The organism is Gordonia prachuapensis (genome assembly GCF_036350515.1).
In the GTDB taxonomy this organism is placed as follows: Bacteria; Actinomycetota; Actinomycetes; order Mycobacteriales; family Mycobacteriaceae; genus Gordonia; species Gordonia prachuapensis.
Window position 1 is genome coordinate 159,537 of the sequence record NZ_JAZDUE010000006.1, and the last position, 13,786, is coordinate 173,322.

The following is a 13,786-nucleotide window of genomic DNA, read 5'->3' on the forward strand; positions in this document are numbered from 1 at the left end:
AAGACAGCAGCACATACAGTCCGTCCGCTTAGTAGAGAGTCACAGATGAGTTCATCTCCACCGCGACCGTCGGATAGCGACGACGTGGACGCCGCCACCGGCACGGGTTCGCCGGCCACCTCGGCGCGCAAGGCGAAGTCACGGCGCAAACTGCGCCGCCGTGCGAGCGGCACGTTGCTGCTGCTCGTCGGTCTCGTGTCCGCCGGCGTCCTCGCCTCGATCCTCACGCCGAAGCCGCAGGTCGCCGTCGCAGACGAGTCGAACGCCGCGTTGATCGCCGACGGCAAGAAGTTGTACGAGACCTCGTGCATCACCTGCCACGGCGCCAACCTGCAAGGTGTGGACGACCGTGGCCCGGCCCTGCTCGGTGTCGGCGACGCCGCCGTCTACTTCCAGGTCTCCACCGGTCGCATGCCCGCCGCACGCGGTGAGGCGCAGGCCATCCGCAAGCCGGCCAAGTTCACCAAGGCCCAGATCGACCAACTCGGCGCCTACATCCAGTCCGAGGGTGGCGGCCCGCAGGTGATCTACGAACGCAATCCGGATGGCTCGGTGAAGATGGAGGACGGCCTGCCCGTCCTCGCGCAGGAATCGCTGCGTGGCGACAACCTCGGCCGCGGTAGCGAACTCTTCCGACTGAACTGCGCCTCGTGCCACAACTTCACCGGTCGTGGTGGCGCCCTGTCGTCGGGCAAGTTCGCGCCGAACCTCGATGGCGTCGAAGAGCAGCAGATCTACACCGCGATGCTCACCGGGCCACAGAACATGCCGAAGTTCTCCAACCGTCAGCTCTCGCTGGAGGAGAAGCAGGACATCATCGGCTTCATCAAGTACGTCACCGAGACGAACCCGCAGGGCGGCCTCTCCCTCGGCGGTTTCGGCCCGGTCAGTGAGGGCATGGTGATGTGGGCTGTCGGCGTGACAGCGATCGTCGCCGGCGCCATGTGGATGGGATCACGGACATGAGTGCAAACGACGGTAAGGACACTCCGTCGCAGGACGAACTCGACCAGATGAGCAACGACGAGCTGGTCAAACTCGGCACCAACCTCGACGGGGTGGAGATCATCCACCGCGCCGAGCGGTTCCCCGAGCCCGGCACCGGCGTCGAGAAGCGCGCCGAGCGCCAGGTGGCGATCTGGTTCACCGTCGCTGGTCTGTCCGCGGTCGCCTGCTTCATCATCTTCATCTGGAACCATTGGGAGTTCGCGCTCCCCGGTTCGGACGACTACTGGCGGTACACGCTCAACACCCCGCTGTTGGGCGCGACGTTCGGTCTCTCGGTGCTGTCCATCGGCATCGGCATGGTGCTCTTCACCAAGAAGTTCATCCCGTCCGAGATCTCGGTGCAGGATCGCCACGACGGTGGTTCGGGCGAGGTCGACCGCAAGACCGTCGCAGCCGAGTTCGGCGACTCGCTCACCACGTCCACACTGCCCCGGCGCAAGATGATCCTCGGCTCGGCGGCCTTCGGCCTCGGGGCCTTCGCGTTCACCGGATTGGTCGCCGGTCTCGGCGGTCTCATCAAGAATCCGTGGGCCGAGGGCGACGACTCGCCCCTGTGGCACACCGGGTGGTCACCGATCTACAACCCGGCCGACGACCCGAACGAGACAATCTTCCTGCGCCGCGACACGGGCAACCCACATCAGGTCGCCCTGGTACGGCCGGAGGACCTCGACGCCGGCGCGATGGAGACGGTGTTCCCGTGGCGCGTATCCGACGGCTACGGCGAGACGGAGGAATCACGGCACAAACTCGTCGAGGGTCTGCGCTACGTGAGCAACCCGGTCATGCTGATCCGCCTGCGTCCCGAGGATTCCGCCCGCGCCATCAAGCGCAGGGGCCAGGAGAGCTTCAACTACGGCGACTACTTCGCCTACACCAAGGTGTGCAGCCATCTGGGTTGCCCGACCTCGTTGTTCGAGCAGCGGACGAATCGCATTCTCTGTCCGTGCCACCAGTCGCAGTTCGACGCGCTCGAGTTCGGCAAGCCGATCTTCGGCCCCGCCGCCCGGGCACTGGCGCAGCTGCCGATCACGGTGAACAATCAGGGATACATGGTCGCTGCGGGCGACTTCATCGAACCCGTCGGACCGGCATTTTGGGAGCGTAAGTCATGACCATCGCCGACCGTGTCGCGGCACAGGCCAACGAGGTCGACTCGCGATATCACGCCGCCCCGGGCATCCGGCGGCAGATCAACAAGGTGTTTCCCACCCACTGGTCGTTCCTGCTGGGTGAGATCGCGCTGTACAGCTTCATCATCCTGTTGGTCTCCGGCGTCTACCTGACCCTGTTCTTCGATCCGTCGATGAGCGAGGTCATCTACGACGGCGCCTACCAGCCGCTCAACGGCGTGATGATGACCAAGGCCTACGCCACCACGCTGGACATCTCCTTCGAGGTTCGTGGTGGCCTGTTCGTGCGGCAAATCCACCACTGGGCGGCGCTGCTGTTCGCCGCGTCGATCGTCGTGCACATGGCGCGCATCTTCTTCACCGGCGCGTTCCGACGCCCGCGCGAGGCCAACTGGATCATCGGCTGTGTCCTGCTGATCCTGGCGATGTTCGAGGGATTCTTCGGATACTCGCTTCCCGACGACCTGCTGTCGGGCACCGGCGTCCGCGCCGCGATGAGCGGTATCGTGCTCGGTATCCCGTTGATCGGTACCTGGATTCACTGGGCACTGTTCGGGGGACAGTTCCCCGGCGACATCATCATCCCGCGCCTGTACATGATGCACATCCTGCTGTTCCCGGGCATCATCCTGGCGTTGATCGGCGCCCACCTCGCGCTGGTCTGGTACCAGAAGCACACTCAGTTCCCCGGCCCCGGTCGCACCGAGAAGAACGTCGTCGGCGTGCGCATCCTGCCGGTCTTCGCAGTGAAGTCGGGAGCATTCTTCGCGATCACCACCGGTGTATTGGCCATCATGGCGGGCGTCTTCCAGATCAACCCGGTGTGGGTCCTCGGCCCGTACAACCCCGCGCATGTCTCGGCCGGCGTCCAGCCTGACATCTACATGATGTGGACAGACGGCCTGGTGAGGCTGATGCCTGCGTGGGAGCTCTATCTCGGGAATTACACGATCCCCGCCATCTTCTGGTGTGTCGTCATCATCACACTCATGTTCACCGTGATGTTCGCCTATCCGTGGATCGAGAAACGCCTCACCGGTGACGATGCTCATCACAACCTGCTGCAGCGTCCCCGTGACGTCCCGGTTCGCACCGGCGTCGGCGCGTTGGTCCTGTCGTTCTGGATCATCCTGACCCTGATGTGCATGAACGACATCATCGCGCTGAAGTTCGACGTCAGTCTGAATGCCACGACCTGGATGGGCCGTATCGGTCTGATCGTGGTGCCGCCGCTGGCGTACTTCATCGCGTACCGGTGGGCACTGTCGTTGCAGCGCAGTGACCGCGCCGTGCTCGCCCACGGCATCGAGACGGGCATCATCAAGCGGCTGCCGCAGGGCGAGTACATCGAGGTGCACCAGCCTCTCGGCCCGCTCGACGAGCACGGTCACCCGATCCCGCTCCCCTACGAGGGCGCGGCGATCCCGAAACGGATGAACAAGCTCGGCTCGGCCGGCGCACCCGGCACCGGCTCGATCCTGCTCGAGGATCCGCCGGAGCAGCAGGCGCGCAACATCGAGCGCGAGCACGAGGCGGAGAGGGCCGAGCAGAAGGCTCTCCGCGAACTGCAGGACAAGGGCGGCAATCCGCTCGACTGACCTGCTCGCACGCCCCGGAGGCCACCGTCGCACCACGCGGCGGTGGCCTCCGGCGTTCTCGGGACACTTCGGTCACCGCCGGAACACCGGGCCAGAGGCGCGGTCTGATTAGGATCGAAGAGTGATCCGACCGCCCCGTCCCACCCGAGCGACCGCCCGATCCCTGTGGGACTCCACGGGTTTGCGTGAGATCACCCGCGGCCTCGGCACTCTCGACGCGGAGATCTTCGAGACCATCGCACAATCCCAGTCCCCTGCCCTGGACGCCGTGATGCCGGGCTTGACCCGGGCGGCCGACCATTCCAAGCTCTGGCTGGTGATCGCCGGAGGAATGGCGCTCAGCGCCCGGCCGACGGCACAACGGGCGGCGTTCCGCGGAATCGCGACGGTCGCGGTCACCAGTTTCGTCACCAATCAGCTCGCCAAGCGGGTGCGCAACCGTCCACGTCCGGCCACTGCGTCGGTACCTCTGCAACGGCGCGGCCATCGCACCCCCACGTCCAACTCACTGCCCTCCGGCCACTCGGCCAGCGCGGCAGCATTCGCGATGGGTGTGGGTATCGAGCACGCCCCGACGGGGCTGGTGCTGGGCGGGCTGGCAGGGCTGGTCGGGTTGTCGCGCATCGCCACCGGAGCCCACTACCCCGGCGACGTCCTGGCCGGGTTCGGGATCGGCGCAACCGTCGCCGTCGTCGGCGGTCGGTTGATTCCGCCGGTCACCCAGCACAGCATCGCGATTCCCCCACCGTCGCGGGTGGTGGCCCCGACGTGTCCGCGTGGCGCCGGCGTCGTCGTGATCGCCAACCCCGCTTCCGGTTCCGGTGACGCGGGCCGAATGCTCGGCGAAGTACGTTCACTGCTGCCCGAGGCCGAGATCGTCGAGCTCGACCGTGACGAGGACATTCCCACCGTGATGCGCGAGGCCTCGACCCGTGCCCAGGTGTTGGCGGTGGTGGGCGGTGACGGTACGGTCGCCTGCGCCGCTCCGGTCGCCCTCGACGCCGGGCTACCCTTGGCGGTCTTCCCCGGCGGCACCTACAACCACTTCGCCCGCGATCTCGGCATCAGGTCGGCCGCCGACACCGCGCGAGCAATCGCCGATGGAGCGCTGATCCGGGTCGACATCACCCGGCTCAACGACGCGACAGTGGTGCTGAACACCGCCAGCATCGGCGCGTATCCACACTTCGTTCGGACGCGGACCAAGTTGCAGCACAAGCTGAGTCGCCCCTTCGCGACCGCGGTGGCACTGACCTCGACCATGCGCCGTACCCGCCCGGTGCGCATCCGGGTCGACGGCGAGGTTCTCGAGACGTCGCTGTTCCTGATCGGCAATTCGCTGTACCGGCCGTCCGGGTTCGCCCCATCGCGGCGCCTGCGGCTCGATGACGGCCTGCTCGACGTCCGCATCCTCGAGGTCGGCCATCGCTTCGCGACGCTGCGTCTCATCGGGTCGCTGCTCAGTGGACGCCTCGAACGGTCACCGCTCTATCGCGAACTACAGGTCCCCGAGTTCTCGTTCTCCGCCGTCGACCGCCCGGTCGTCGTCGCGCACGACGGTGAGGTGGGCGAGAGCTACGACGAGGCGACGTTCCGCGTCGCCTACCGCGCGCTCCCCGTGTACGCGCCCGGCTCGGGCACCTGAGACCACTGAGACCACGACGGCCGCCCCCGATCTCGCAGCGGGGGCGGCCGTTGTGTCCAGTTCTGTGGGGCTAGTGCTTCTCCGGGCCCACGTGGTACTCGAAGACCAGTCCGGCGGCGGTACCGATGATCACCACCGACGCGAAGATCGCGAACCAGAAGTTGCCGGTTGCGAACCCGATACCGAACATCGCAGCACCCGCCGCGATGAGGATCGGCCACCACGAGTGCGGGCTGAAGAAGCCCAGTTCGCCTGCGCCGTCCTCGACCTCGGCGTCCTCATAGTCCTCGGGACGGATCTCGACGCGACGCGCGACGAAGCGGAAGTAGGTGCCGGCGATCAGGGTCAGACCGCCGCTGAAGAACATGCCGACCACGCCGACCCATTCGACGCCCTTGCTGGCGAAGGCCGTGCAGATCGTGTAGATGATGGCCGCGACGAAGAAGAACGCCGTCAGCAGTTCGAAGATCCGTGCCTCGATTTTCATCCGTCAGTCTCCCACCGTGCAGCCTTGCAAGGACGTGTTGGAGGCGTCACCCAGATCGGTCGGGGTGTCACCGGAAGTGGCGCGCCGAGTCTCGAACGGCACCGTGGTCACCGACTCCGGCACCTCGCAGATCGCCTCCAACGCTTGCGCATTGGTCGCCTCCGGGTTGTCCTCGCGGTACCGGATGTAGGAGTCGAACTTCTCCGGCGTCACGGCGCGCACCTCGAAGTTCATCATCGAGTGGAACGTGCCGCACATCTCCGCACAACGACCGACGAATGCGCCCTCGCGGTCGATGCTGGAGATCTGGAACACCGGATCGCTGTGGTTCTGCTCCGGGAACGGCATCACGTCGCGCTTGAAGAGGAACTCCGGCACCCAGAACGAGTGGATGACGTCGGTGGCGGCGATCTGGAACTCGATGCGCTTGCCGGTCGGGAGCACCAGAACCGGGATCTCGCTGGACGATCCGACGGTCTCGATCTGGTTGAAGTTGAGGTAGTTGCGGATGTCGTCGTCGCGACCACCGGCGGGCAGCGGCAGTTCTTCACCGTGCTCGGAGGCCTCGCGCTGCGCCTGGACGTCGAACGGACTGCCGACACCCTCGAACCCGTCGTACTGCGTACCGTCGCCGAGCACGGCCTCGCGGTAGCCGAACTTCCAGTTCCACTGGAAGGCGGTCACGTCGACGACCACCTGGGGATCGTCGGTCTTGCTCTCCACGTCGTTCTGGACGACGACGGTGAAGTAGAACAACACCGCGATGATCACGAACGGGATAGCCGTGTACGAGAGCTCCAGCGGAACGTTGTACGCGGTCTGCCGGGGGAACTCGTCCTTACCCTCCTTGTGGCGATGGAAGGTGATGCTCCAGAAGATCAGCGCCCACACCAGGATGCCCATCAGCAACGCGGCGATGACCGACCAGGTCCACAGATCGCCCATCTTCTGCGCCTCGGGCGTCACACCCGACGGCCAACCGAAGTTCATCACCGTGCGGGCGTCACAACCCGACAGGAGAAGTGCACCGATGCCGAGTGCGACGAGAGCACCGACCTGCTTGATCGTCCGCGATGCGGAACGGGCTCTGTCCGCCCGCGGCCGTCCACCGTGTGCCAATTTCACGCCTTCCCGCTCGCTCGGTCCGACACGCCGTGTCGTCCGAGTTGCCATGTCACATGACTCGCACAGGGCTTTCTTCGCCCGCGCCGAGTCAAGCCACACTCAGCGCCAAGGCAATTCTTGCACCTAGTACTACGCAGCGTAGACCAACCCGTGCAACGTTTCGTGATTGGGGTTTACCTGCGCGCCTGGACACCCCGGACACCTGACCCGCGCCGGGACACCGACACCTTGCGGCCCGTGTTCGTCAGGCATACTCGACGCGTCAGAAGCGCGTGGTGACGTCGACGAAGTGAGGCCTGTCTGGTGTGTGGTTTGCTCGGTCTGCTGACCTCGGACGGTTCGGCATCGGAGTCGGTCGGCCTCGTGGCCGAGGCCTCGCACTGTATGCGTCATCGCGGACCCGACGAGCCGGGCACCTGGCACGACGACGACCTGGTGTTCGGATTCAACCGGCTGTCGATCATCGACATCGAGCACTCGCATCAACCACTGCGCTGGGGGCCACCCGAGGCGCCCGACCGCTATGCGCTGGTGTTCAACGGGGAGATCTACAACTATCTGGAGATCCGCGACGAACTGCGCCGCGACCACCACGCCGAGTTCCACACCGAGGGTGACGGCGAGGCCATCGTCGTCGCGTTCCACCATTGGGGTTCCGACGCGGTGCGCCGTCTGCGCGGCATGTTCGCGTTCGCCATCTGGGACACCGTGCAGCGTTCGCTGTTCATCGCCCGTGACCCGTTCGGCATCAAACCATTGTTCATCGCGACGGGTCCCGGCGGTACCGCATTCGGCAGCGAGAAGAAGAGCCTGCTGGAACTGACCGGCCGACTCGGACTCGGCGACGACCTCGACCCGCGGGCCATCCAGCACTACACGGTGCTGCAGTACGTACCCGAGCCGGAGACCCTCCACGCGGCGATCCGACGACTGGAGTCCGGATCGCACGCGACGATCGAGCCCGGTCGGGCACCGCAGATCCAGCGGTACTTCACGCCGCGGTTCACCGTGCGTCCGTTCCGATCCGGCGGTGCCCAGGCTCGCTACGACGAGATCGCCGACGTGCTGTCCGACTCGGTCGCCAAGCACATGCGCGCAGACGTGACCGTCGGATCGTTCCTCTCCGGCGGCATCGACTCGACCGCGATCGCCGCGCTGGCCATCAGGCACAACCCGGACCTGATCACCTTCACGACCGGCTTCGAACGTGACGGCTACTCCGAGGTGGACGTCGCCGTCGAGTCCGCCGAGGCGATCGGCGCCCGACACATCGTCAAGGTGGTCAGCCCGAGCGAATTCATCGACGCCATCCCCGAGATCGTCTGGTACCTCGACGACCCCGTCGCCGACCCGGCACTGGTCCCGCTCTACTTCGTGGCCCGCGAGGCCCGCAAGCACGTCAAGGTGGTGCTGTCCGGGGAGGGCGCCGACGAACTGTTCGGCGGCTACACGATCTACAAGGAACCGCTGTCGCTGAGCGCGTTCGACCGGCTTCCGGCCGCTCTGCGCCGCATCGCCGGCCGGGTCTCCGACCGCATCCCCGAGGGCACACGCGGCAAGAGCCTGCTGCACCGCGGGTCCCTGACCTTGGAGGAGCGGTACTACGGCAACGCCCGCAGCTTCGACGACGCCCGACTGCGCGCCGTCCTGCGCGACTATCGATCGGAGTGGACCCACACCGACGTGACCGGCCCGATCTATGCGATGTCGCAGGGGCTCGACCCCGTCGCCCGGATGCAGCACGTCGACCTGTTCACGTGGCTGCGCGGCGACATCCTGGTCAAGGCGGACAAGATGACCATGGCCAATTCCCTGGAGCTGCGGGTGCCGTTCCTCGACCCCGAGGTGTTCCGGGTCGCCGAAGGTCTGCCGTTCGACGAGAAGATCGCCCACGGCACGACGAAGTACGCGCTGCGACAGGCGCTGGAGCAGATCGTCCCGGCGCATGTGCTGCACCGCAAGAAACTCGGCTTCCCGGTACCGATCCGCCACTGGCTGGCCGGCACCGAGATGTTCGACTGGGCCCACGAGACCATCGCGCACTCCCAGACCGACCACATCCTCAACAAGGAGGCCGTGGTCGAGATGCTCAACGAGCACCGCGCCGGCGTCGTCGACAACAGCCGCCGGCTGTGGACCCTGCTGATGTTCATGGTGTGGCACGGCATCTTCGTCGAGAAATCCATCGTTCCCGACATCACCGACCACAGCTACCCCGTGCGGCTCTGAACCAGCGCACCCAACGCCATCAGCTCGACGTGAAGCTGGGTTCCGGCGGTCGACCCTTTCCCGCCGACCTGGGCGCGGTGACGGCCCGGGGCCCGCTGCGACCTAGAGTGCGGCGGCGATCTCCACCGCGGCCGGCTCTCCGTAGGCGTCGGCGAGGCGCTTGAGGGCGAGGTCGCGATCCCATGTCCAGTCCTGGGTGGACACCGTCTCCAGAACGAGGACCGCGACCATCGAACCGACCTGGGCCGCGCGTTCGAATCCGAGCCCCTTGCTCAGGGCGGTGAGGAATCCGGCGCGGAATCCGTCGCCGACGCCGGTCGGGTCCACCTTCTCGGTCTCCGGGACCACCGCGACGTGTGTGCGGGTGCCGTCCTTCTCGACGATCTCCACGCCGCCCTTGCCGAGCGTCGTCACCCGTACCCCGACCATCTCGGCGATCCGTGCTTCCGACAGCCCGGTCTTCTGCCGGAGCAGTCCCCACTCGTACTCGTTGGTGAACAGGTAGGCGGCGCCGTCGATGAGGGCACGGGCCTGCTCGCCGTCGAGGCGGGCGAGCTGCTGGGACGGGTCCGCCGCGAACGGGATACCGAGCCGGCGGCATTCCTCGGTGTGGCGGATCATCGCGTCGGGATCGTCGGCGCCGATCAGCACCAGCTCGGGTGCCGTGGTCGCCGCGAACACCTCGGACAGCGCGATCTCGCGGGCCTCGCTCATCGCGCCCGGATAAAAGCTCGCCAGCTGGGCCATCGTCTGGTCGGTCGTGCACATGAACCGCGCCGTGTGCTGGGTCTCGGAGATGCGCACGGCGCGGCAGTCGACGCCGTGGGATTCGAGCCACTGCCGGTACTCACCGAAGTCGGCGCCGACCGCACCCACCAGCATCGGGTTTCCGCCGAGCACACCCATCGCGTAACAGATGTTGCCGCCGACACCGCCGCGACGAACCACCAGGTCCTCGACGAGGAAGCTCAACGAAATGTGTTCGAGCTGGTCGCCGAGGAGTTGTTCGGAGAACTTCCCCGGAAAGGTCATCAGATGATCGGTCGCGATGGAGCCGCAGACAACGGTTGCCACGTGTGGGACGCCCTTCATTCCGGGGGATCTGGACAGCAGTCCACGCTACCCAGGCCTACAGACGAGAGCGACCGCACCCCCGGTCACCCGGGAATGCGGTCGGCTGTCTCGAGAGACGTCGCTCAGTTGAACGAGTCGCCGCAGGCGCAGCTGCCCGTCGCGTTGGGGTTGTCGATGGTGAAGCCCTGCTTCTCGATGGTGTCGACGAAGTCGATGGTTGCGCCGCCCACGTAGGGTGCGCTCATCCGGTCCACCGCAAGGGTGACGCCGCCGAAGTCGTCGGTGAGGTCACCGTCGAGGCTGCGGTCATCGAAGAACAGCTGGTAGCGCAGGCCCGCGCAACCACCGGGCTGAACGGCGATCCGCAACGACAGGTCGTCCCTGCCCTCCTGGTCGAGCAGGCCTTTCGCCTTGGCGGCAGCCGCGTCGGTCAGAAGGACACCGGTCGCGGTGGTGGTTCCGGATTCGTTCTGAACGGTCATCGATGCTCCTGTATGTCTCGGGGCGGGAGTCCTGCGCGCGGCCGGAGGCGTCTCCGACCCGTCGTTGAGGCCACGTGCTCACGTCAACGGTACCCCGTCCGACTCTATTCCTGCCGAATCGGAGTGTCCGGGGCGACCTCGGTCGCCCGCCGGCGCGCCGCGATGACCGCGTCGGTGGTGAACACGATCAGCGCGAGCCAGACGATGCCGAAGCCGATCCACCGCTCGCCGGGCATCGGCTCGTCCAGGATCACGACACCGATGACCAATTGCATCGTCGGCGTGATGAACTGGGCGATTCCGAGGACCACGAGCAGAACCCGGCGCGCCCCGGCGGCGAACAACATCAACGGCGCGGCGGTGACGACGCCGGCCATGGCGAGCAGGGCGGCGTGCCCGGGACCCGACGTCCCGAACGTCAGACCCGTGGTGAGGGCCACGACGACGAGCTGGCCGACCGCGAGCGGGGCCAGCCACAGCGATTCGAGGGTCAACCCGCTGGTCACGTCGACGGCGGGTCCGATGCGCTTCTTCACCAGCCCGTAGAACCCGAACGAGAACGCGACGCCGAGCGCGAGCCACGGGAATGCGCCGTATCCGACGACGATGACCAGCGTCGCGAGGATCGCCAGCCCGACGGCGAGCCACTGCATCGGACGCAGGCGTTCACGCAACACGAGCACCCCGAGCATGACGGTGACGATCGGGTTGATGAAGTAGCCCAGGCTCATCTGGATCACATGCCCGGAGAGCGTCGCCACCACGAACAGCTGCCAGTTGAGGTAGATGAGCACGCCGGCGACGGCGGTCCATCCGAGGAGCCGCGGTCGCCGCAGGATCGCCCGCAGCCGCGCCCAGCCGCCCGCCAATGGGATGAGCACGGCGTAGAACACGAGCGAGAGCAGGATCCGCCAGGCGACGACCTCCCATGGCCCGGTCGGTTCGAGCAGTACGAAGTAGAGGGGCAGAAAGCCCCAGAGCGCGTAGGCGCCGACGGCGTACAACGCGCCGGTGACTCGGCTACCGAGCGAGCGCCCACCGGGGCCGGCGGGAACGGCGACCGGGTCGCCACTCACCGATCGTCACACACGGGCGCGGCCGGCCGATCCTTCGCCGCCCCACCCTGCGGCCACCTGCTCGGCCAGTGTGGCCAGCTGGTTGTCCGCATCGTTCATCGCCACCTCGACCGAACCGGCGACGTCGACGATCGCGTAGGCGCCGGCGATTCCGGCTGCCGCGATCTCGTCCGCGGTGAGCGCGACCTGCCCGGCGAACACCAGGGTCGGAATGCCCGCTGCGCGTGCTGCGCCGTTCAGTGCGGCCACCACCTTGCCGCGCAGGGTCTGCGAATCGAACTTCCCTTCACCGGTGATGACGAGGTCCGACGCCGCGACGTCGGCGGCCCGATCGGTCGCGTCGGCGACGACGGTGGCGCCGGAGACCCGACGGCCGCCGAGTGCCAGCAACGCGGCACCGAGGCCGCCGGCGGCACCCGCCCCGTCCTCGGCCGAGATGTCCCGACCCGCCGTGTCCGCGAGGACCTGCGCCCATTCGGTCAGGCGTTGTTCGAGCGCGTCGACGGTGGCCGGATCGGCCCCCTTCTGCGGCCCGAACACCGACGCCGCACCCCATCGACCGAGCAGCGGGTTCTCCACGTCCGACGCCGCCACGAGGCCGACACCGGCCAGCTTCCGCGCCGCGTCACGAGGCCCACCGAGCGCGTCGATCATCCCGCGTCCGCCATCGGTGGTCGCCGAGCCGCCGAGACCGACCACGATCGTCGCCGCCCCGGCCTCGAGCGCCTCTGTGATGAGATGTCCGACGCCGGCGGTGTCGGCGCTCATGGCGGTGCGCGGTGTCGGGCCTCCGCCGAGCTGATGCAGTCCACACGCCTGTGCGCATTCGATGTAGGCGATGGGCGACGGTCCGCGATCGTCGAGCAACCACGACGCGTTCACCGCCGCGCCGAGCGGACCGGACACGGTTGCTGTTCGCCGCGTCCCGAACCGGGAGGCCAGCACGTCCACGAATCCCGGACCCCCGTCGGACTGCGGGGCGCACCGGACGTCGTCCCCCGGCCGCGCCGCCGACCATCCGCGGGCAATCGCCTCACCGGCCGCCACCGCCGACAAAGTGTCGCCGAACGAGTCGGGCGCGATCAGAACGCGCATGTCGTCGCCGCGATCGACCGCTCACCGGTGGCTGAACCCATGCGCTGGAGTATAGGGAGGTCCGCGAACCGCGGCAGCGCGGATCACCTAGCCTGGAAGGGTGAAGTTGCCATGGAAGTCCGACGACGAAGCCTCCGCCACGAGCACCGACGACGCGGTGTCACAGACCACCGACGCCGGTGCGGCGGACACCGACGTCACCGACCCCAAGGGCAGCGCCTACACGCCGGGCAAAGGTCGTGCGACGCCGTCGCGGCGCCAGGCGGAAGGCCGGCGTCGCGGCCCGGTGGCCCCGCCGCCGACGACACGTTCGGAGGCCCGCGCCCGCAAGAAGGCGCTAAAGTCGACCATGTCGAAGGACGAGAAGCGCAAGCTCGCCGACGAACGACGCGTCCAGCGCAACGAACAGCGCGAGAAGATGATGTCCGGCGACGAGCGCTACCTCATGCCACGCGACAAGGGTCCGGTCCGTCGGTTCGCCCGCGATCTCGTCGACTCGCGACGTAACTTCGCCGGACTGTTCATGCCGTTCGCGATCGCGTTGATCGTCGTCATGTTCGTGCCGCAGCTCGCCGTCTACGCGAACATGGTGCTGCTGGTGTTCGTCGTGTTCATGGTGATCGACGCCGTCCTTCTCGGCCGCCTGGTGAACCGACGGGTGCGGGAACGCTTCCCCGACGTCGATCCGTCGCAGACCGGTTTCCGCCTCGGCTGGTATTCGTTCACCCGCGCCATGCAGTTGCGCATGATGCGTGCGCCGAAACCGCAGGTGTCGCCGGGCGACAAGGTCTGATTCGGTGACGACTCGGGGGACGCCGGAATCCGGTGGTGTCG

The 13,786-nt window shown here is 67.1% G+C and carries 12 protein-coding genes; 6 read left to right on the top strand and 6 right to left on the bottom strand.

Going from position 1 to position 13,786, the window contains the following annotated elements:
* Positions 1 to 45: 45 nt before the first annotated feature.
* From qcrC to V1Y59_RS09025, 4 genes are all read left to right on the top strand, one after another.
* Positions 46 to 966 (top strand): cytochrome bc1 complex diheme cytochrome c subunit, encoded by a 921-nt coding sequence (gene qcrC, locus V1Y59_RS09010; RefSeq protein ID WP_330504490.1) that lies wholly within the window; start codon positions 46 to 48, stop codon positions 964 to 966.
* Positions 963 to 2,123 (top strand): cytochrome bc1 complex Rieske iron-sulfur subunit, encoded by a 1,161-nt coding sequence (gene qcrA / locus V1Y59_RS09015; RefSeq protein ID WP_330504491.1) that lies wholly within the window; start codon positions 963 to 965, stop codon positions 2,121 to 2,123. Before qcrC ends, qcrA begins: the two co-directional genes overlap by 4 nt.
* Positions 2,120 to 3,739 (top strand): cytochrome bc1 complex cytochrome b subunit, encoded by a 1,620-nt coding sequence (gene qcrB, locus V1Y59_RS09020; RefSeq protein ID WP_330504492.1) that lies wholly within the window; start codon positions 2,120 to 2,122, stop codon positions 3,737 to 3,739. Before qcrA ends, qcrB begins: the two co-directional genes overlap by 4 nt.
* A 121-nt stretch (positions 3,740 to 3,860) precedes the next feature.
* A complete protein-coding gene (locus V1Y59_RS09025; RefSeq protein WP_431309135.1) occupies positions 3,861 to 5,384 on the top strand; it encodes a bifunctional phosphatase PAP2/diacylglycerol kinase family protein in 1,524 nt (507 codons plus the stop codon).
* A gap of 70 nt (positions 5,385 to 5,454) precedes the next feature.
* Here V1Y59_RS09025 and V1Y59_RS09030 read toward each other — a convergent pair whose 3' ends face one another.
* Both V1Y59_RS09030 and ctaC read right to left on the bottom strand, forming a co-directional pair.
* Complete coding sequence (locus V1Y59_RS09030) at positions 5,455 to 5,871, bottom strand: cytochrome c oxidase subunit 4 (protein WP_330504493.1); 417 nt, start codon at positions 5,869 to 5,871, stop codon at positions 5,455 to 5,457.
* Positions 5,872 to 5,874: 3 nt separating this feature from the next.
* Positions 5,875 to 6,936 (bottom strand): aa3-type cytochrome oxidase subunit II, encoded by a 1,062-nt coding sequence (gene ctaC, locus V1Y59_RS09035; protein WP_330504604.1) that lies wholly within the window; start codon positions 6,934 to 6,936, stop codon positions 5,875 to 5,877.
* A 363-nt stretch (positions 6,937 to 7,299) separates the two neighbouring features.
* Between ctaC and asnB the strand changes: the two genes are divergently transcribed.
* Positions 7,300 to 9,225: an asparagine synthase (glutamine-hydrolyzing) gene (gene asnB, locus V1Y59_RS09040; protein WP_330504494.1), complete on the top strand. Its 1,926-nt coding sequence runs from the start codon at positions 7,300 to 7,302 to the stop codon at positions 9,223 to 9,225.
* Between the two features lie 102 nt (positions 9,226 to 9,327).
* On the opposite strand, the gene V1Y59_RS09045 is transcribed toward asnB, so the two are convergent.
* The 4 genes from V1Y59_RS09045 to V1Y59_RS09060 all read right to left on the bottom strand — a co-directional run bounded on the left by V1Y59_RS09045 (position 9,328) and on the right by V1Y59_RS09060 (position 12,952).
* On the bottom strand, positions 9,328 to 10,299 hold the full coding sequence (locus tag V1Y59_RS09045) for a carbohydrate kinase family protein (RefSeq protein WP_330504495.1): 972 nt from the start codon (positions 10,297 to 10,299) through the stop codon (positions 9,328 to 9,330).
* Between the two features lie 122 nt (positions 10,300 to 10,421).
* A complete protein-coding gene (locus tag V1Y59_RS09050; protein ID WP_330434584.1) occupies positions 10,422 to 10,781 on the bottom strand; it encodes a HesB/IscA family protein in 360 nt (119 codons plus the stop codon).
* A 104-nt stretch (positions 10,782 to 10,885) separates the two neighbouring features.
* Positions 10,886 to 11,857, bottom strand: a complete 972-nt coding sequence (gene rarD / locus V1Y59_RS09055; RefSeq protein ID WP_330504496.1) for an EamA family transporter RarD — start codon at positions 11,855 to 11,857, stop codon at positions 10,886 to 10,888.
* A 6-nt stretch (positions 11,858 to 11,863) separates the two neighbouring features.
* Positions 11,864 to 12,952, bottom strand: coding sequence for a glycerate kinase family protein (locus V1Y59_RS09060; RefSeq protein WP_330504497.1), 1,089 nt, complete (start codon positions 12,950 to 12,952; stop codon positions 11,864 to 11,866).
* A gap of 100 nt (positions 12,953 to 13,052) precedes the next feature.
* Here V1Y59_RS09060 and V1Y59_RS09065 point away from each other — a divergent pair, with 100 nt between their 5' ends.
* Complete coding sequence (locus tag V1Y59_RS09065; protein ID WP_330504498.1) at positions 13,053 to 13,745, top strand: DUF3043 domain-containing protein; 693 nt, start codon at positions 13,053 to 13,055, stop codon at positions 13,743 to 13,745.
* Positions 13,746 to 13,786 lie beyond the last annotated feature (41 nt).